The sequence below is a fragment of the Corynebacterium marinum DSM 44953 genome (assembly GCF_000835165.1).
In the GTDB taxonomy this organism is placed as follows: Bacteria; Actinomycetota; Actinomycetes; order Mycobacteriales; family Mycobacteriaceae; genus Corynebacterium; species Corynebacterium marinum.
The window spans coordinates 1,708,156-1,726,325 of record NZ_CP007790.1; the positions used below are offsets into that span (position 1 = coordinate 1,708,156).

General features: G+C 69.3%; 16 protein-coding genes. 4 read left to right on the plus strand and 12 right to left on the minus strand.

The window, feature by feature from the left end:
* Positions 1-86 precede the first annotated feature (86 nt).
* The gene (locus tag B840_RS08180) at positions 87-1,016 is read left to right on the plus strand and encodes a hypothetical protein (RefSeq protein ID WP_042621746.1); all 930 of its coding nucleotides are present in this window, start codon (positions 87-89) and stop codon (positions 1,014-1,016) included.
* A 9-nt stretch (positions 1,017-1,025) separates the two neighbouring features.
* Complete coding sequence (locus B840_RS08185) at positions 1,026-2,687, plus strand: ABC-F family ATP-binding cassette domain-containing protein (RefSeq protein ID WP_042621747.1); 1,662 nt, start codon at positions 1,026-1,028, stop codon at positions 2,685-2,687.
* Between the two features lies 1 nt (position 2,688).
* Here the strand turns inward: B840_RS08185 and B840_RS08190 are convergent, their stop codons facing one another.
* On the minus strand, positions 2,689-3,237 hold the full coding sequence (locus tag B840_RS08190) for a WKL family lipoprotein (RefSeq protein ID WP_042621748.1): 549 nt from the start codon (positions 3,235-3,237) through the stop codon (positions 2,689-2,691).
* 128 nt (positions 3,238-3,365) lie between these two features.
* On the opposite strand from B840_RS08190, the gene B840_RS08195 reads away from it, so the two are divergent.
* Together B840_RS08195 and B840_RS08200 are read left to right on the plus strand one after the other, a co-directional pair.
* Entirely contained in the window at positions 3,366-4,277 is a 912-nt protein-coding gene (locus tag B840_RS08195; protein ID WP_042621749.1) for an asparaginase, read from the plus strand.
* 99 nt (positions 4,278-4,376) lie between these two features.
* Complete coding sequence (locus tag B840_RS08200) at positions 4,377-5,657, plus strand: HNH endonuclease signature motif containing protein (protein ID WP_042621750.1); 1,281 nt, start codon at positions 4,377-4,379, stop codon at positions 5,655-5,657.
* A 1-nt stretch (position 5,658) separates the two neighbouring features.
* Here B840_RS08200 and B840_RS08205 read toward each other — a convergent pair whose 3' ends face one another.
* From B840_RS08205 to murC, 11 genes are all read right to left on the minus strand, one after another.
* Positions 5,659-7,005 (minus strand): DNA polymerase IV, encoded by a 1,347-nt coding sequence (locus tag B840_RS08205; protein ID WP_042621751.1) that lies wholly within the window; start codon positions 7,003-7,005, stop codon positions 5,659-5,661.
* Positions 7,006-7,010: 5 nt separating this feature from the next.
* A complete protein-coding gene (locus tag B840_RS08210) occupies positions 7,011-7,826 on the minus strand; it encodes an EamA family transporter (RefSeq protein ID WP_042621752.1) in 816 nt (271 codons plus the stop codon).
* Complete coding sequence (ileS, locus tag B840_RS08215; protein ID WP_042621753.1) at positions 7,826-11,023, minus strand: isoleucine--tRNA ligase; 3,198 nt, start codon at positions 11,021-11,023, stop codon at positions 7,826-7,828. The genes B840_RS08210 and ileS overlap by 1 nt, the downstream gene beginning before the upstream one ends.
* A gap of 266 nt (positions 11,024-11,289) precedes the next feature.
* Complete coding sequence (locus B840_RS08220) at positions 11,290-12,291, minus strand: DivIVA domain-containing protein (protein WP_042621754.1); 1,002 nt, start codon at positions 12,289-12,291, stop codon at positions 11,290-11,292.
* Between the two features lie 170 nt (positions 12,292-12,461).
* Positions 12,462-12,755 carry a YggT family protein gene (locus B840_RS08225; RefSeq protein ID WP_042621755.1) on the minus strand — a complete coding sequence of 98 codons (294 nt, stop codon included), beginning with the start codon at positions 12,753-12,755 and terminating at the stop codon, positions 12,462-12,464.
* 59 nt (positions 12,756-12,814) lie between these two features.
* Positions 12,815-13,276 (minus strand): cell division protein SepF, encoded by a 462-nt coding sequence (locus B840_RS08230; RefSeq protein ID WP_042621756.1) that lies wholly within the window; start codon positions 13,274-13,276, stop codon positions 12,815-12,817.
* A 68-nt stretch (positions 13,277-13,344) separates the two neighbouring features.
* Positions 13,345-14,049, minus strand: coding sequence for a YggS family pyridoxal phosphate-dependent enzyme (locus B840_RS08235; RefSeq protein ID WP_042621757.1), 705 nt, complete (start codon positions 14,047-14,049; stop codon positions 13,345-13,347).
* Positions 14,046-14,765: a peptidoglycan editing factor PgeF gene (gene pgeF / locus B840_RS08240; RefSeq protein ID WP_042621758.1), complete on the minus strand. Its 720-nt coding sequence runs from the start codon at positions 14,763-14,765 to the stop codon at positions 14,046-14,048. The genes B840_RS08235 and pgeF overlap by 4 nt, the downstream gene beginning before the upstream one ends.
* A gap of 10 nt (positions 14,766-14,775) precedes the next feature.
* Positions 14,776-15,948: a cell division protein FtsZ gene (ftsZ, locus tag B840_RS08245; protein ID WP_042621759.1), complete on the minus strand. Its 1,173-nt coding sequence runs from the start codon at positions 15,946-15,948 to the stop codon at positions 14,776-14,778.
* Between the two features lie 145 nt (positions 15,949-16,093).
* Positions 16,094-16,741, minus strand: coding sequence for a cell division protein FtsQ/DivIB (locus B840_RS08250; protein WP_042621760.1), 648 nt, complete (start codon positions 16,739-16,741; stop codon positions 16,094-16,096).
* Positions 16,741-18,168, minus strand: a complete 1,428-nt coding sequence (gene murC, locus B840_RS08255; RefSeq protein WP_042621761.1) for a UDP-N-acetylmuramate--L-alanine ligase — start codon at positions 18,166-18,168, stop codon at positions 16,741-16,743. Before murC ends, B840_RS08250 begins: the two co-directional genes overlap by 1 nt.
* Positions 18,169-18,170: the final 2 nt, after the last annotated feature.

Genomic DNA, 18,170 nt, shown 5'->3' on the forward strand with positions numbered 1-18,170 from the left:
TCGGATGGTCTCGGGGTTCTCGTGCTCACGGCCCCCATCATTCCCCAACCGGCCCGTCGAGGTCCACCTCAGGTAACCTTGATGAGGTGCAGTTCTCCCGAATTCTGGTCGCCGCGGCGGCCGCTCTGACCCTCACCGCCTGCTCGGCCGAGCAGTCCGACCCGTCCATCGAGCCGGCCGTCGGCCTGCCCGTCGACGCCTCGCGGGTCACCGTGCAGACCACCGGCACCGGCGAGCGCGTGCTCACCTACCGGGATGTCGACGCCGCGGAGCAGTCCCTCGAGGTCGAGGTGGCCGAAGGGTTGAACCAGACACTCATGCAGGCCGACGCGGTGGACGTCCAGGCCCCCGCGGGCGGCGACGTCGAACGGCTCACCGTCCCCCTCACGGGTGCCGCCACCGCCGCCGGGGAGCCCGCCGAAGACGAGCGCGACGCCTCGCGCGATGTGGAATTCCGGGTCGGCCAGCCGTCGAGCAGCAACCTGGAGCTGACCGACGACATCCGTTCGGCCGAAGGCTTCCTGCTGGGGTGGCGCGGCGAGGACGACGGCCAGGTGTCGACCGTGCGCCTGGCCGCCCCGAAGGACGCGACCGACGAGGGCCGTTCCGAGGTTGAGCAGGCCCTGATGAAGCTGCTGTCCATGCCCGTCGTGTTCCCGGCTGAGGCGGTCGGCCCCGGTGCGACCTGGTCGGTGGATTCCCGGGTGACGGGTGAAGCGACCCTCCTGCAGACCACCACGTACTCGATCACCGCTGTCGACGGCGACCGCGTCGAACTCGACGTCGATGTCCAGCAGCGCCCCGCCATCGGCGCCCTGACGATGGAGGACGGCCAGTCCCTCAACGTGCTCAACTCCAACACCACCAGCGAAGGTGCCCTCACCGTCGACCTGGGGCACCCGCTCCCGGTCGACGGCCGCGTGTCGTACACCACCCGCGTCGTCTACGGCGGAGCGGAGTCCGACGTCCGCGTGGTCCAGGACACCACCACCTCCCTGGCCTTCACCGACAGTTAAGGAACCATCATGGCTTCCCCCCACCACCTGAAATTCGACGGTGTGAGCTTCACCTACCCGGGGTCCGTGCGGCGGGTGCTCACCGACATCACCTTCGCCGTGCCTTCGGAACACGTGACCGGCCTGATCGGTGAGAACGGCTCGGGGAAGTCGACGCTCCTGCAGCTGGTCGCGGGCGTCCTGGAACCGGACGTCGGAGTCATCACCACCCCACCCGTCACGGGCTTCATCGAGCAGGAGACGCAGCTGCCGTTCTCCTCCCCCGCTTCCGAGGTGATCGATGCGGCGGTGTCGGAGCTGCGGGACGTCGAGAAGCAGATCGGCGACCTCTCCTCCCGCCTGGGGGACGAGCCGGAGCTCGCCGACGCATTCGACGCGGCGCTGGCCACGGCGGAGCAGTCGGGCGTGTGGGAGCTGGATTCGCGCATCGCGACGGTGCTGGCCGGCCTCGGCCTGGCGAAGGTCCCGCTGGAGACGCGGCTCGGCGAGATGTCCGGCGGCCAGAGGCGCCGATTCGCGCTGGCCGCGCTCCTGCTGCGCCCCGTGGACGCCATGGTGCTCGATGAACCGACCAACCACCTCGACGACGAGGGCGTGGACTTCCTCATCTCCGAGCTCAAGGAGTTCCGCGGCCCCGTGCTGGTCGCCAGCCACGACCGCTTCTTCCTGGACCGGGCCGCCGACTCGCTCGTCGACCTCGACGCGGGACTCGGCCCGGAGGGCGGCGCCGGCGAAGCCACCCGGCAGGGCACCGTGTTCACCGGTTCCTTCACCGACTACTTGTTGGCGCGCGAGGACATCCGCCGCCGGTGGGCGGAACTCTACGTGGCCCAGGAGCACGAGCGCGCACGCCTGGAGAAGGCCACGGACCAGGGCGAATCGGACATCTTCCACCGGGACGTGTCCAAGTCGGAGGTGCGGACCTCGGCGAAGTTCTACGCCGACCGTGCGGCGAAGACGCTCGGTAACCGGCTGCGCTCCGCCCGCGGCCGGCTCGAGGCGCTGGAACGCGACGAGCTGCCCCCGCCGCCCGCCCGCCTGAAGTTCCACGGCATCCCGGAACACACCACCCTGGCCTCCCTCGGCGAACCCGCGGTGGTGGCGCGGGACCTGTGGGTGGACGACCGGCTGGGTCCGTTGACCGTGACCATCCAGCCCGGCGACCACTGGCTCATCGAGGGGCCGAACGGTTCGGGGAAATCGACGTTCCTCAAAGCGATCGACGGAAAGCTGCAGGTCACCGAGGGCCTCTTGCGCATCCCGGAGGAGGTCCGCATCACCCGGCTCAGTCAGGACGACGAATGGACCGACCTGGACACCCCCGCCGGGGAGATCTTCGCGGCGCTGGTTCCGCCGAACTCCCCCACCCTCGTCGACATGGGCCTGATGAACGAGGAAACCGCCGCCCGCCCCCTGGGCGAGCTGTCGCTGGGTCAACGCAGGAGGGTCTCGCTGGGAGTCATCCTGGCCTCCCCGCCGGACATCCTGCTTCTCGACGAGCCCACCAACCACCTCTCCCTCGCCCTCGCGGAGGAACTGGAGGAGGCGCTGGAGGAATTCCCCGGCACGGTGCTCCTGGCCACCCACGACCGGTGGATCCGCCGCCGGTGGGCCGTGCGCACCAACGGCCGCGGCAAGGTTCTCACGCTGCCGGGCCGGTGGGACGACTAGGCTAAGCTGCCGGCTCGGACTCCGGGGTCTGCGAGAAGTCCAGGCACATCTGCGGCACCTGTTCCGGGGCGACCGTGTTGGTGATCAGGGTGCAGGCCCAGGACTGGGACAACTTCCAGGTCTCGTCCTGGTAGATGAACTCGACGTTCTCTGCCGGCTGGGCCTCATTCTCCGGGAGGATGAAGTTGACCGAGGCCAGCACGGAATCCGGGGTGTAGCCCGGGAGCACCGGGTTGACCACCTGGAACTGCGCGCCGGACTCTGCCTGGGAAGCCGACATGACCTCGAAGAGTTCGGGGGCTTCCTCGCCGCCCTGGACGGTGTTGACCTTCTCCTCCAGCGGGACGTTGGGGTCGGTGGCCCGGGCCAGAATTGCGTTGAGCTCGTCTGCGGTGGGCAGCGCGGGCGCCGCGACGGTGCTGGACTCGGCGCTCGCCCCGGTGGTCGCGGTGGTGGCGGCGGTGCCGGTGCCCTCGTCGGAGCTGCAGGCCGTCAGCGCCAGGGCGGCACCGAACGCGGCGGTGATCGCGGTGATCTTGGTCAGCTTCACGGAAAAACTCTCCTCAGTTCGGGGCACCTGCGGTCTGGGGATTCCGGTGCCCTCATCCGATCCGATCGTACACGTTATGTATTTGTGACAGCATTTCCCCGCGGCCCTTCCTGTGGCATCGTGGTTCCATGACCCGCATAGCGTTGCTGACCACCGGCGGCACCATCGCCTGCACCACGGACGACTCCGGGACCCTGCGTCCGACGGTCACCGGCCAGGAGCTTCTCGACGCCGTCCCCGACCCCCACGACGTCACCGTCCGGGAGCTGACCAGGCTCGATTCCTCCGCCATCACCCTGGCGGACATCGACGCGCTCATCGCCGCCGTCGACGAGGCCCTCTCCTCCCCGGACGTCGACGGGGTGGTGGTCACCCACGGCACCGACTCCATGGAGGACACCGCCTTCGCGCTCGACTGCTTCCACGCCGACGACCGCCCCGTCGTGCTCACCGGGTCGCAGCGCGCCTTCGACCACCCCGCCTCCGACGGCCCCGGCAACCTCCTCGACGCCATCCGTCTCGCCTCCGACCCGCTCTCCCGCCGCCAGGGGGTCCTCATTTCTTTCGGCGGCTGGACCATCCCCGCCCGGGGCGCCGTCAAGCGGCACACCTCCGATCTCGACGGCTTCATCTCCACCGTCCCGCGGGAAGCACCCCGCCCCGCACCGGTCCCGGCCGCTCCGCTCGCCGGCATCCACGTCCCTGTCCTGGCGGCCTGGCCGGGCGCCGACCGCTCGCTTGTCGACGCCGCCCTCGCCGCCGGCGCCCACGGCCTCGTCGTCGAGGCCCTGGGGTCCGGCAACATCGGTCCGGACATGGGCGCGGGCGTGATCGACGCGCTTGAGGCGGGCGTCCCCGTAGTTGTCACGACCCGCGTCCCCGCCGGTGCAGTCACCCTCGCCTACGGGGGCGGCGGGGGCGGCGCGACCCTGGGTTCCCACGGCGCGGTCGGTGCGGGCCACCTGCGGGCGGGGCAGGCCCGGATGGCACTCATCGCGGCGTTGGCTACCGGAAGAAACGTCAGTGACCTGCTGATATAGGCCACCCTCCCCCGCCGACCACCCCCATGTCGGGTCCGTGTTCTAGGTTGATTATCGAACACAAGAACGAGACCCGCCTCGTGAGGAGGTGCCTGTCCCTTGACCGCCGTTCCCGCTTCCTGGGCCATCCACAACCCCGCCGACCCCGTCGCAGCCGCCCGCCTGAGAGCTGTCGCCGCCGACCTGGATTTCTGGCGTTCCTGTCTTCCCGTCACCTACGACCACGACACCCCGCAGGACTGGACCAGCCTCGCCGCCCGGCTCTCCCGTTCCACCGGGATGAGCAAACGCCACCTCACCGCCAACCTCGACGCCATGCAGACCCTCGACCGGCTGCCCTCCCTCAAAGCGATGCTCGAAGCGCGCCCCCTGCTGGACATGTACCGGCTGGCGGTCATCGACAAGGCGGCCGCCGGGGCGAACTCCGACCTCTACCACGATCCCCGCTACTGGCGGCTGCTGGACGAGGAGCTGGTCTGCCGCTTCACCCCCAGCCGGCCCCAGCAGCTGCTGCCCTCCGCCGCCGACATCAGGCGGGTCATCCTGGGGGTCATCCGCATGCTCCAGATCCCCGAGGACCCGGAGGAGTCATCCGACGCTGCGGACCCGGACTCTGGACCGGAGGAGTACTTCCTGGACACCCTGGCCAACGGCGACCTGCGATTCGAACTCACCCTCGACCAGGCCACGGGCAGCCTCATCCACGATGCTGTGACCCAGGCGGCCCGGAGCAACGACACCTCCCGGGCCCGTGCCATGGCCGACCTCCTGCTCGGCAACACCTCCACCACAGTGACGCTCAACCTCTACCGGGCCCGGGACGTCGACGGCGCCCCCGTCTACCACCCGGCCGCGGGAATGCTCACCCCGGAAGCCGCCGGCGTCCTGTCCGGTCTGGCCACCACCACGCAGGACATCGACCCGGCCAGGGACACGGAGGTCGCCGGGTACCGGCCCACCACCTACATGCGGGCCTACCTGATCGGCCGGGACTGGATCTGCCGCTGGCCGGACTGCAACAACTCCGCCCGCTGGTCCCAGCCGGACCACCGTGTCAACTGGCCCGAAGGCCCGACCTCACCCTGCAACCTCGTGTCGCTGTGTCCCCACCACCACAACCGCAAAACAGACGTGCAGGCCGTCTACCTGCTGGACCACATCACCGGTGACGTCTATTGGCACTTCAGTGACGGCACCTACGCCGTCGACCGGGCCACCGGCCCGTTGGCGCCGGCCGAGAAACACTGGGTCCAGACCTTCAGCCAGCGCCGGGCACGCCGCCAGGAGTCCGCCGCCGCCCGGCAGGCCGAAGCGGCCCCACCGGAACCGAAACCGAAGCAGGAATCGACACCGACGGCCTTCCACTGGCCGCCGAAGTGAGTCAGTCCTCCCAGGCGAGGCTGGCCAGCGGATCTGCCGGCCGAAGATCCGGATCATCGACCGGGAAGGTGCGGGTGAAGCCGGGGCCGGTGGCACGCGTCTCGAAGCGCACCGACACAATGCCGTGCCCCGCCCCCTGCACCCAGCCGTGCCCGAACTCCGGATGGTGGACATCCTGGGTCGCCCGCCACCCCGGTTCGCTGGTTTCCGGGACGGCCGGTTCTTCCACGTGGTCGCTCACACCGCTCTCGAAATCGTCGTCGGCGGCGGAGGCGATCTGCCGGTCGAGCTCCGGGAAGAGCACGTCCTGGCGCGCGGATTCCAGGCCGGAGTAGCTGACCCCCACCAACCGGATGGGCCCCACTTCCTCCGGGTAACGGACCAGCCGCAGAGCGGTGGCCCGGAGCGTCTCGGGATCGTCGGTGGCGTAGGGCAGGGTCGCGGAACGGGACTCGATCCGGAAGTCCGCCATCTTGAGTTTGACGGTGACGGTGCGGGAGCCGCGGCCGTCGAGAAGCAGGCGACGGTGGGCGGCCTCTGCGGCGCGGGTGACGGCGGCGTCGACATCCGCGTGCGTGGTGAGGTCCCGGAGGTACGTGTGCTCGGCGGAGATCTGCTTCGCCTCGGCCCGGGGGGCGACGGGCCGGTCGTCGATCCCGCGGGCGAGGTTCCACAGCTGGGTTCCGGTGGCGCCGCCGAGAGAGATCGCGACCTCGCGTTCGCTCAGATTCGCCAGGTCGCCGATGGTCTGCACGCCGATCTGGGCGAGTTTGGCCCCGGTGACGGGGCCGACCCCCCAGAGCTCGGACACCGGCATCGGATGAAGGATCTCCAGTTGACGGTCCCCCGGGATGACGAACGTGCCGGCCGGTTTGGCGTGGCCGGACGCGATCTTGGCGTACTGTTTCCCGGAGCCCGCCCCGATCGACGAGGGCAGGCCCGTCTCCTCCCGGATGAGGGCCCGCAGGTCATCAGCCCAGCGGGTGACCTCCGCCTCGGTGGCGCCGGCGAGCTCAGCGGGTTCCATGAAGGCCTCGTCAATGGACAGCTGCTCCACGATGTCGACCCTGGAGGCGATCAACTGGAAGACGCGTCTCGACGCCGCCTCGTACACCGCCCTGCGGGGCGTCACCAGGACGGCAGAGTAACCGACCAGGCGGGCGGCCTGCTGGGTGGGCATGGCGGAGCGGGCGCCGAACTTGCGGGCCTCGTAACTGGCGCCCGCGACCACTCCCCTGCCGGACACGCCGGCGACCAGCACCGGCCGGCCCCGCAGGGTGGGCCGGGTCAGCTGTTCGACGGACGCGTAGAAGGCGTCCATGTCGATGTGGAGGACCCAGCGCTGCATGGCACTCATCCTGCCGGACGCCGCAGGACGATGGCGGCGATGACGAGGACGATGCCGAGCACCTCCGCGATGCTGAGGAGCTGGCCGAGCATGATCGCACCGAGGACCGCCGCGCTCGCGGGCAGCAGAGCCTGCAGCAGCGCGAAGCCCGCCGGGCCCGCCATCCGCATGACCACCTGGTCGAGGGAATACGGGATCACCGCGGACAGCACCCCCAGGCCGAGGGCGAGGCCGAGCAGCTGCGTGCCGGGCATGGTGACGTTCTCCGGCCACATCAGCCAGACGAGAGGCAGGGAAAGGACGGAGGCAGACGTGAAACCGACGGTCATCGCGGCGCGCGGGTCGTCCGTCCCGCCGACGATGCGGGAACCGACCACGATGTAGATCGCCCACATGGCGCCGGCGGCCAGCGCGAACAGAAGGCCGGTGGCGGCAGTCGACCACACCGCCCCGGAGATGGTCACCACGCCGACGGCGGCGAGCGCGAGGGCCAGCCAGTCGCGCACCGAACGGGACCCCACCGCGGCGACGAGCACCGGGCCGAGGAACTCGACGGCCACGGCGGTTCCCAGGGGGAGCCGCGCGATGGCCTCGTAGAAGGTCATGTTCATCCCGAGCGTGGCGACGCCGTACCCGACCGCCTGCCGGGTGAAGGACCGGGGGCCGGGACGATGGAGCACCAGGAGAATGAGCGCCGCGGCAGCGATGCGCAACCACGCGACGACGACCGGCGGGAACTGGTCGAACAATCCGACCGCCACCGCCGCGCCCGCATAGAGGCTGAGCGAGGAGGCGATCATCACCGCCGGGGCGGCACGCATCAGGCGGCTGCCTTTGTCACCGTCGCCTTCGTTCCCTTGACGACGTCGTGGGCTTCGCCGTCCAGCTCCCCGGTGGTGACGTCGAGTTCCAGGGCGAGCACCTCGCCGGCGATGAGTCCGCGGTGGCGTTCGGCCCACTCCTGCTTGTCTGCGGGGACGGACAGGACGACGGTGATCCGGTCGGAGACCTCCAGGCCGGCTGCCTTGCGGGCGTCCTGGAGGCCGCGGATGACGTCGGCTGCCCAGCCCTCGGCCTCAAGTTCCTCGGTGAGTTCCATGTCCAGGACGACGAGGCCGTCGAGGCCGTCGATACGAGCGGTGGAATCCGGGTTGGCGGCGACGAGGCGCTCGGTGTACTCCCCCGGGTTGAGCTCGATGCCGTCGGCAACGACGTTCTCGCCGACCCGCTCGTAGTTTCCTGCCTTGACCGCCTTGATCACGCGCTGGACGTCGCGGCCGAGGCGGGGGCCGGCGACCTTGGCGTTGACGACGACCTCGAACGTTCCGACGGAGTCGACGTCGCTGGTCAGATCGACGTTCTTCACGTTGACCTCGTCCCGGATGATGGGGGCGAAATCGGCGAGCTGGGCGGAGTCGGGAAGCGCGACCGTCAGCGTCGGCAGCGGCAGGCGGTTGCGCAACTTGTGCGACTTGCGGACCGATGAGGCCGCGGAGCAGACCCCGCGGGTGGCGTCCATGGCGGCGACCAGGGCTGCGTCGGCCGGGATCTGGTCTGCGGAGGGGAAGTCCGCCAGGTGGACGGAGCGCTCCCCGGTCAGGCCCCGCCATATGACCTCGGAGAGCATGGGCAGCAGCGGAGCGGAGACGCGGGTGAGGACCTCGAGCACGGTGTAGAGGGTGTTGAAGGCCTCCGGGTACTCGGTGTCGCCGGCCCAGAACCGGTCGCGGGAGCGGCGCACGTACCAGTTGGTCAGGGCGTCGGCGAACTGGCGGACCGCGTCGGTGGCGTCGGCGATCTCGGCGGCCGCCAGCGACTTGTCGACGTCCGCGACCAGGTCGTGCAGCTTGGCCAGGATGTACCGGTCGAGCACGTCAGTGGAGTCGACTGACCATTCGGCCGGCTTCGAGGAGTAGAGCTGCAGGAAGGTGTAGGCGTTCCACATCGGCAGCATCGCCTGGCGCACGCCCTCGCGGATGCCCTGCTCGGTGACGATGAGGTTTCCGCCGCGCAGGATGGGCGAGGACATGAGGAACCAGCGCATGGCGTCGGAGCCGTCACGGTCGAAGACTTCGTTGACGTTGGGGTAGTTGCCCTTGGACTTGGACATCTTCAGGCCGTCGTCGCCGAGGACGATGCCGTGGGCGACGACCTTGTTGAAGGCCGGCCGGTCGAAGAGGCCGACGGACAGGACGTGCAACAGGTAGAACCAGCCGCGGGTCTGGCCGATGTACTCGACGATGAAGTCCGCCGGCGCGTGGGACTCGAACCACTCCTTGTTCTCGAAAGGGTAGTGGAACTGGGCGAAGGGCATGGAGCCGGAGTCGAACCAGACGTCGAGGACGTCCGGGACGCGGCGCATCGTCGACTTTCCGGTCGGGTCATCCGGGTTGGGGCGGGTCAGCTCGTCGATGTAGGGGCGGTGCAGCGAGGCGGGACGGACGCCGAAATCAGCCTCGAGCTCGTCGAGGGAGCCGTAGACGTCGATACGCGGGTAGGCGTCGTCGTCGGAGACCCACACCGGGATCGGCGAGCCCCAGTAGCGGGATCGGGAGATGTTCCAGTCGCGGGCGCCCTCGAGCCACTTGCCGAACTGGCCGTCGCGGATGTGCTCCGGCATCCACTCGATCTCTTCGTGGTTGAGCTCGACCATGCGGTCACGGATCTCGGTGACGTTGACGAACCAGGACGGCAGCGCCATGTAGATCAGCGGCTGCCCCGAACGCCACGAGTGCGGGTAGGAGTGCTCGATGGTCTCGTGGCGGAACACCCGGCCGGCGGCCTTGAGGTCGCGGATGATGTCCTTGTTCGCGTCGAAGACGAGCTGGCCGGCGTAGGGGGCAGCCTGCTCGGTGAACTTGCCGTCCATGTCGACCGGGATGACCAGCTCGATGCCCAGGGCCTTGCAGGCGTTCATGTCGTCCTCGCCGAAGGCGGGGGCCTGGTGGACGATGCCGGTGCCGTCCTCGGTGGTGACGTAGTCGGCGGCGAGGACCTGGAAACCGTTGGTCAGGTCCGGGAAGAAGCCGAAGATCGGCTCGTAGCTCAGGCCGACGAGCTGGGCGCCGGTGAACGTGGCGGCGACCTCGTGGTCCCCGCCGAACTCCTTGGCGTAGTTGCCCACGAGGTTCTCGGCGATCAGCAGGGTCCGGCCGGCGAACTCAGACTCTCCCCCGGTCTTGACCAGCGAGTAGTTGACCTCGGGGTGGACGGCCAGGGCTGAGTTGGAGGGCAGGGTCCAGGGCGTGGTGGTCCAGGCGAGGGCGGCGGCGTCGGCGAGCTCGGGGTGGTCGGCGAGGGTCCGCTCGGCCGCGGTGCCCGGGCGGGCGCCGTTGACGGGGAAGGTCACCGTCAGGGCCGGGTCCTGCCGCATCTTGTAGGAGTCGTCGAGGCGGGTCTCCTGGTTGGACAGCGGGGTGTGCTCTGCCCAGGAGTACGGCAGAACGCGGAAGCCCTGGTAGATCAGACCCTTGTCGTAGAGCTCCTTGAAGGCCCAGATCACAGACTCCATGTAGGTCAGGTCCATGGTCTTGTAGCCGTTGTCGAAGTCCACCCAGCGGGCCTGGCGGGTGACGTACTCCTTCCACTCCTCCGTGTACTGCAGGACGGAGGTGGCGCAGTACTCGTTGAACTTGGCCAGACCCATGTCCTCGATCTGACCCTTGTCCGTGATGCCGAGCTGCTTCTCCGCCTCGAGCTCCGCGGGCAGGCCGTGGGTGTCCCAGCCGAACACGCGCGGCACGTGGTAGCCGGCCATGGTGCGGTAGCGCGGGATGATGTCCTTGACATAGCCGGTGAGCAGGTGCCCGTAGTGCGGCAGGCCGTTCGCGAAAGGCGGGCCGTCGTAGAAGACGTATTCGTCGCTGCCCTCGCGCTGGTCGAGGGAGGCCTGGAAGGTGCCGTCCTCCCGCCAGTAGTCCAGGACGTTGCGTTCCATGTCGGGGAAGCGGGTGGAACCGCTGGTCAGGTCAACTTTGGGGTAGACACCGCCGACGGCGGTTCTCTTCTGCTCGGACACTGGACTTCCTTCACTCACGACTGACGGATGGCCTGCAGGGACGCATCTGCTGCGCGGTACCACCCTGCTTGGGCACGCGTCCGCGCGCCCCACTTCGTTCGTGATGAAGGTATCTCACGGTCCCACCCGTCCGGTTCTACTGGGCGCTCGACGCTGTTCTTCCGGATGCTCCCCGGTGATGGCCGGATCGTCGCTTCTGAGTGGACACTATACCTCAACGCAAGAACTCCCCGCCGGATGGCGGGGAGTTCCGGGAAACGGGGCGGCTAGTTCTGCTTGCCGGCGTCCGCGTTCGGTGCGGCGGAGCCGCGGGACTCCAGCTCGTCCAGCTGGGACTGGAGCAGGGTCTTGAGGCGGGTGCGGTACTCGCGCTCGTAGACGCGCAGCTCGCTGATGCGGGTCTCCAGGGCCGTCTGCTGCTGCTTGACAGTGGCCATGATCTCCGTGTGCTTGCGCTCGGCGTCGGCCTGCAGGGCGTTGGCCTTCTCCTCGGCCTGGCGGATCTGGGCCTCAGCGCGGGAGTTCGCCTGGTTGGTGGTCTCCTCGGCGCGCTTCTCCGCGTCGGCGAGGAGCGCCTTGGCCTTGTTGTCGGCCTCCGCGATCTGCTGGTCGGCGCGCTTCGCGGCCTCCGCGAGCTGGGCCTTCGCCTTGGTGTCGGCGTCGGAGAGCTGGGCCTTCGCCTTGGTGTCGGCGTCGGAGAGCTGACCCTCGGCGGCGGAGCGTGCCTCGTCGAGCATCGACTTGGACTCGGCCTGCGCCTCGGAGGTGAGGCGGTCGGCCATCTCCTGGGCGAGGCCCAGGACCTTGGCGGCCTGCATGTGGGTGTCGGCGGAGGCCGCACCCGAAGCCTGGGAAGAGGCCGGGACCGCAGCCACAGCCGTGGCGGGCTGCTGCTTCTTCGCTGCCTCCGCCTCGGAACGTGCCTTGTCCGCGTCAGCCTTGGCCTTCTGCAGCTCAGCCTTGGCGGCCTTGGCCTCGGCCTCGGCCTTCTCCGTGGCCTTGCGGGCCTCGCTCAGCTTGGTTTCGTACTCTCCGCGCAGCTTGGCCTCGATCTCCTTGCGGAGGGCGGCCTTGTCGACGCCGCCGGCGGCGGGGGCGCCGCCGTCCTCGACGCGTGCGCGAAGGTCATCGTTGTCGTCCTGGAGCTGGGCGAGGGTGTCCTCGACGAGGTCGAGAAACTGGTCGACCTCATCCTCGTTGTAACCCCGCTTGCCGATCGGCGGCTTACTGAAAGCGACGTTGTGCACATCAGCTGGTGTCAGCGGCATTGGCGTTCCCTTCGAGTTTGTGGTGGCCCGTAAGGCCGGTGCGGTGCGAACCACACGAAGTTGTTATCTATTAATCGTACGTTGGATGCTCGGTCAAGTGTAACCCCGGGAGGGGCCCTCCGGACGCCGGACACTCTAAATGTTTAGCGGAGGTTCAGCTTCGCTGCCACTCAGGCCAAGAACACTTGGACGACAATGGCCCGCAGGACCGAAAGAATGATGAACAGCACGATAACGGACATGTCGAGCGAAACATTGCCCAGCCGCAGCGGCGGAATCACCCGGCGCAGGGCCTTGACCGGCGGGTCGGTGATCATGAACAGCGGCTCCGCGATGTAGATGAACCAGCGCGGGGGCTGGAAATTCCGCGAGAACGACTGGATCATCTCGATCACGATCCGCGCGATGAGGATGAGAACGAAGATCTGGAGAACGACATAGAGGACTGAACCGAGGAGACTCACGAGATCCGAGCCTACTGGTTCAGTCCCCTGAAAGGCAGGCGCCCCGCCGGGAAAGAGGATCAGCGCAGGCCCGCGGCGCGCTCCAGCTCAATCTGGCTGAAGTTCGAGCCTTCGGGGGTGATGGCGAAAACCCTGCGGTCGGTCTCGACGTGCTTGGACACGTTGACCATCCGGCCGCGCAGAGCGAAGCAGAGTCCGGCGGCGAAATCGACGATGCGCTTGTTGTCACCGGGCTCCATGCGGGAGAGGTCGAAAACCACGGCGTCGCCGTCGCGGAAGGGCTCGCCGATGTCGGCGGCCTGGTTGTAGGTGGTCACCTCGACGGCGACCAGCTTGGGCTCGGTGTAGCGGGGGCGCTCCTGGTAATCCCAGTCGCGGGTCGGCGCGGCGGCGGGTGCAGGCGCGTAGGCGGCGGAGCCGCTGGAGCGGTACTGGCGGTCGTCCTCGTAGTAGGCGTCCTCGTGCTCCATGTCGACCGGAGTGAGGCCGAAGAACTCCTTGGCGTTCCTTATGATGGACATATGGTTTATCCTCCCGGGACATATCCCGTTTGCGCAGCTGACACGGGCGTTTCGACGTCTGTTGTTCCCTAGGGTAACGGTCGGGCGCCGAGCACACCAGTACCGACACGCACGATGTCCGAGCCCTGCGCCACGGCGTCCTCCAGATCGCCGGACATGCCGGCCGACAACTCCATTGCGCGGCCGAGCCGCCCGGCCAGTTCATCGCACAGCAGCTTGGCCCGGGCGAAGACGTCGGCGGGGTCCGCACCCAGCGGCGGGACCACCATGAGGCCGTCGAGCCGGAGGTGCCCGGCAGCTTCGACGGTGTCCACGAGTTCGTCGAGGTCACCTTCGGCAACGCCCCCTCGGGCGGGATCCCCGTCGGCGGAAAGCTGCAGGTAGACCGGCAGCGGAGAGTCGGACCGCTCCCCCCGCTCCAGGGCCAGGGCCATGCCCCGGTCGAGCGCCTGCGCCAGGCGGACGGAATCCACGGAGTGGACGCTGGCCGCCCACCGGGCGACGGAGTTCGCCTTCTTCGTCTGGATCTGCCCGATCATGTGGATGCGGGCGGCGGGTACCTCGGCCGCCTTCCCGCGGGCCTCCTGTTCCCGGTTTTCCGCGACGTCGGGGGCACCCAGCTCCACGAGAATCTCCACGTCGGAGGCCGGGTGGAACTTGGTCACGGGCAGGAGCCGGACGCCGGCGGGATCGCGGCCGGCGGCGGTGGCGGCGGCGTCGATGCGCGCGCGGACGTCGGCCAGGTTGGCGCGCAGTTCATCGGTCCTGGTCACGGCAGCCACACCAGCCCCGCCTGACGCCCCGTCTTCCCCTCACGGCGGTAGGAGAAGAAGTCGGTGTCCTCGATGGTGCAGCGCGGGTCGGCCTCGATGTGGGTGACCCCCAGCCCCATCAGCTGCCGCACCAGGCCGGCGCGCACGTCGATGCCGGTCGTGCCCTGCTCCGTGCGCGTGCGCGAGCCGGGAAGATGCTTCTCGACGTCCGCGGCCATCTCCGCGGGCACCTCATAGCGCCGCCCGGAGGCTGCCGGGCCGAGCAGCACCTGGATAGTAACGGGGGTGGCACCCAGTTCGACCATTGCGGCCACGGTGCGCGGGATGATGCCGTTGCGGGCCCCCATCCGTCCGGCGTGCGCGGCCGCGACGACGCCGTTGACGTGGTCGGCGAGCAGCACCGGCACGCAGTCGGCGGTGAGCACCGCCAGGGCCAGGCCCCGCCGGGTGGTCACCACGGCGTCCGTCGCCTCGACGGGGCCGGGCACGACCGCCACGTTGTTGGAGTGGACCTGTTCCATCCAGACGATGTCGTCCGGGGCCAGGCCGAGCACCCCGGCGAGCCGGGCCCGGTTGGCGGCGACGGCTGCGGGGTCGTCGCCGACGTGGTCGCCCAGGTTGAAGGATTCGTAGGGGGACGACGACGCCCCGCCCGCACGGGTGGTGAACACCATGCGGACGGGGCGGGAAGCCTCGTTCTCGTTGCGCAGGGACATGCCCTAGAGGTTAGCGCAGGAAGTCGGGCACATCGAGATCGTCGTCGTGGCGGTCGTTGCGCTCCCTGCGTTCCGGGCGGGGGGTGGTGAACAGCCCGGAGCTGCGCTGCTGGTGGCGGGCGGGCTCCTCCGGGGCCTTCTCACGGTCCTCGAAGAGACGGCCGCGGGCGGTCTCCTCCGGGGCCGGGACGGGGTTCTCCGCCGGGGCGGCGGGGGCGGCGGCCGGCGGGTTGTTCTTCGCGGCGTCGAAACCGGTGGCGATGATGGTCACGCGGACCTCGTCGCCGAGGTTGTCGTCGATGATCGTGCCGAAGATGATGTTGGCGTCCTCGTCGCCCTTCTCCTGCACGATGCTCATGGCTTCGTTGACCTCCATGAGGCCGAGGTCGGAGGCGCCTGCGACGGACAGCAGCAGGCCCTTCGCGCCCTCCATGGTGGATTCGAGCAGCGGGGAATTGATGGCCTGCATGGTCGCGTCCATCACACGGTTGTCGCCGCGCGCCGAACCCACGCCCATGAGGGCGGAACCCGCGTCGGACATCACGGAGCGGACGTCCGCGAAGTCGACGTTGATCACGCCGGGGGTGACGATGAGATTGGTGATGCCCTGGACGCCGTTGTGGAGCACCTCGTCGGCCGCGCGGAAGGCCTCCATCATGGAGAGGGAGGAGTCGCCGAGCTGCAGCAGACGGTCGTTCGGGATGACGATGAGGGTGTCGCAGACCTGGCGCAGTTCCTCGATGCCGGACTCCGCCTGGCGGGTGCGGCGCGGGCCCTCGAACTTGAAGGGCTTGGTCACGACGCCGACGGTCAGGGCGCCGAGCTTCTTCGCGATGCCCGCGACGACCGGCGCGGCGCCGGTTCCGGTACCGCCTCCCTCACCGGCGGTGACGAACACCATGTCGGCGCCCTTGAGGGTCTCCTCGATCTCCGACTTGTGGTCCTCGGCGGACGTGCGGCCGACCTCCGGGTTGGCGCCGGCGCCCAGGCCGCGGGTGGCCTCGCGGCCGATGTCGAGCTTGGTGTCCGCGTCGGAGAAGAGCAGCGCCTGGGAGTCCGTGTTGATGGCGACGAACTCGACACCCTTCAGACCCTCTTCGATCATGCGGTTGACGGCGTTGACTCCGCCGCCGCCGACGCCGACGACCTTGATGACGGCGAGGTAGTTGTTCGGTGAGGTCATGGGTTCTGGCCGCGCCTTTCGGGGAGTGGGTTGATTCGTGAACGAGGTTGTATCCATCATGGGCCACGGGCCGCTGAATTCGGGGGACATTCGGGCGGCGTGTCCATAGTCTCAACCTCAACTTTAAGGTTGTTGACGTGCGGTTTTAACGCACGGTGACCATCGCGGGGTTCGACACGTTCCAGTGCTGCCCCTCGCGCTGGAGGACGGTCTGCACCGCGAGCGCCTTGTCGTGGTTGCTTTCCGACGCCCCCCAGTAGACCGTCCGCCCATCCGTCAGCCGGAGGGTCAGTTCCCGGGGTCCCGGCACGTCCACCGACGACACCAGGACGCGGATGTCCTCCGGCAGGGCGGTGATCACGTCGGCGACGGGGCCGTAGGACTCCACTTCGCCGGTCACCTCCACGGCGTCCTCGGGCGGGACGTCGATGACGAAGGGGACGCCTTCCCCGTCGATGAGGTGCTCGCCGTCGGCCTCCCGCGTGAACAGGACCGCACGGCGCTCGGTGACCTCCACCTTGAGGGTGCCCGGCCAGCCGCGGGACACGGTGGCGCTGCGCGCCCAGGGCAGTTGCGCCACCCCGGCCGCCGCCCGGCCGGCGTCGACGCGGACGAGGTTGTCGCCCTCCGCCACGCCGGTCGCCTCGACGACCAGCTCCTCCGGGGTACGGGCGTTGCCCGTTACCTCGAAGGCGGAGACCCGCAGGACGGGGAACACCCAGAGCAGGCCGACCACCAGCACGAGCACGACGAGAAGCGCCGCCCCCGCCCGGAGGACCCTCTTGCGCGACATCACTCCGCCAGGGCGGCCAGGATCTCGCCGGCCAGCAGGGTGACGTCGCCGGCGCCCATGGTGAGCACCAGGTCCCCCTCCTTGACCAGGGCCCGGACGGTTTCCGGCGCGCGGGAGAAATCAGGCTCGTAGGCGACCGTCTCCGCGGTCATCGAGTCGGTGATGATCCGGGAGCTCACGCCCTCGACGGGCTTTTCCCGGGCGCCGTAGATGTCGAGGACCACGGCGGCGTCGGCAAGCGACAGCGCCGCCGCGAACTCCTCGGCGAACTCGATGGTGCGCGAGTACAGGTGGGGCTGGAACACGACGGCGACGCGCGCGCCCTCCCCCTCCGCCTCGACCTTCTGGCGGGCGGCCTGCAGCACGGCGGTCACCTCCGTCGGGTGGTGCGCGTAGTCGTCGTAGACCCGAACGCCGCCGGCGGTGCCGCGGTACTCGAAACGGCGCCGCACGCCGTTGAAGTCGCTCAGCCCCTCCGCGAGCAGTGTGAGATCGCCGCCCGCGAGATGGCCGGCCAGCAGCGCTCCCGCCCCGTTGAGCACCATGTGGTGACCCGGGATCTGCAGGGTGACGGAGAGGTCGGTGGAACCCAGGCGCACCTGCGCGAGCGAACCCCCGTCGGTGACCTCGGAGCTGAGTATCTCCGCGCCCACGGGAATCTGCGGGTGCAGCTCTGCGGCGGCGGTGGTGCCGTACCCGAGGACCCGGACGCCCCGGGCGAGGCAGCGCTCGCCGAGGGCCGCGGCGTGGACGTCGTCGAGGCAGACCACCAGGTGGCCGTCCGCGGAGATGCGGTCGGCGAAGTCGTCGAAGACCTGGTGGTAGGCCTGCGCGGTGCCGAAGTAGTCCAGGTGGTCCGGCTCGATGTTGGTCACCACCGCGATGTCCGGGGAGTACCGCAGCAGGGAGGCGTCGGACTCGTCCGCCTCGGCGACGAAGCTCTCGCCGGTGCCGTGGTGGGCGTTGGTGCCCGAACGGTTGAGCTGCCCGCCGATGGCGAAGCTGGGATCCATGCCGGCGGCCTGCATGGCCGCCACCGCCATCGAGGTGGAGGAGGTCTTGCCGTGCGTGCCGGCGAAGAGCACCTGGCGGTGCCCGGCCATGAGCTCGCCGAGGAGGTCCGAGCGGCGGATCACCGGGATGCCCAGTTCCGCAGCGGCGACCAGCTCCGGGTTGTCCTCCGGGATGGCGGCGAAGGAGACGACGACCACCGTCGGCGGCTCGCCGGCCAGGGTCAGGTTCTCGGCCTGGTGGCCCACGGCGACGTGCGCCCCGGCGGAACGCAGCGCCCGGACGGGGCGCGAGTCCTTGACGTCGGAACCGGTGACCACCGCACCCCGGTCGAGGAGGATCCGGGCGACGCCGGACATGCCGGAGCCGCCGATGCCGATGAGGTGGACACGGGAGAGGTCAACAGAGTCGGTCACGG

What these genes read in the sequence shown, in the direction of transcription:
- B840_RS08220 (WP_042621754.1), bottom strand. Translation starts at nt 12,291, where the DNA reads ATGCCGCTGACACCAGCTGATGTGCACAACGTCGCTTTCAGTAAGCCG.
- B840_RS08205 (WP_042621751.1), bottom strand. Translation starts at nt 7,005, where the DNA reads ATGCAGCGCTGGGTCCTCCACATCGACATGGACGCCTTCTACGCGTCC.
- B840_RS08185 (WP_042621747.1), top strand. Translation starts at nt 1,026, where the DNA reads ATGGCTTCCCCCCACCACCTGAAATTCGACGGTGTGAGCTTCACCTAC.
- B840_RS08250 (WP_042621760.1), bottom strand. Translation starts at nt 16,741, where the DNA reads ATGTCGCGCAAGAGGGTCCTCCGGGCGGGGGCGGCGCTTCTCGTCGTG.
- pgeF (WP_042621758.1), bottom strand. Translation starts at nt 14,765, where the DNA reads ATGTCCCTGCGCAACGAGAACGAGGCTTCCCGCCCCGTCCGCATGGTG.
- B840_RS08195 (WP_042621749.1), top strand. Translation starts at nt 3,366, where the DNA reads ATGACCCGCATAGCGTTGCTGACCACCGGCGGCACCATCGCCTGCACC.
- B840_RS08210 (WP_042621752.1), bottom strand. Translation starts at nt 7,826, where the DNA reads ATGCGTGCCGCCCCGGCGGTGATGATCGCCTCCTCGCTCAGCCTCTAT.
- ftsZ (WP_042621759.1), bottom strand. Translation starts at nt 15,948, where the DNA reads ATGACCTCACCGAACAACTACCTCGCCGTCATCAAGGTCGTCGGCGTC.
- B840_RS08230 (WP_042621756.1), bottom strand. Translation starts at nt 13,276, where the DNA reads ATGTCCATCATAAGGAACGCCAAGGAGTTCTTCGGCCTCACTCCGGTC.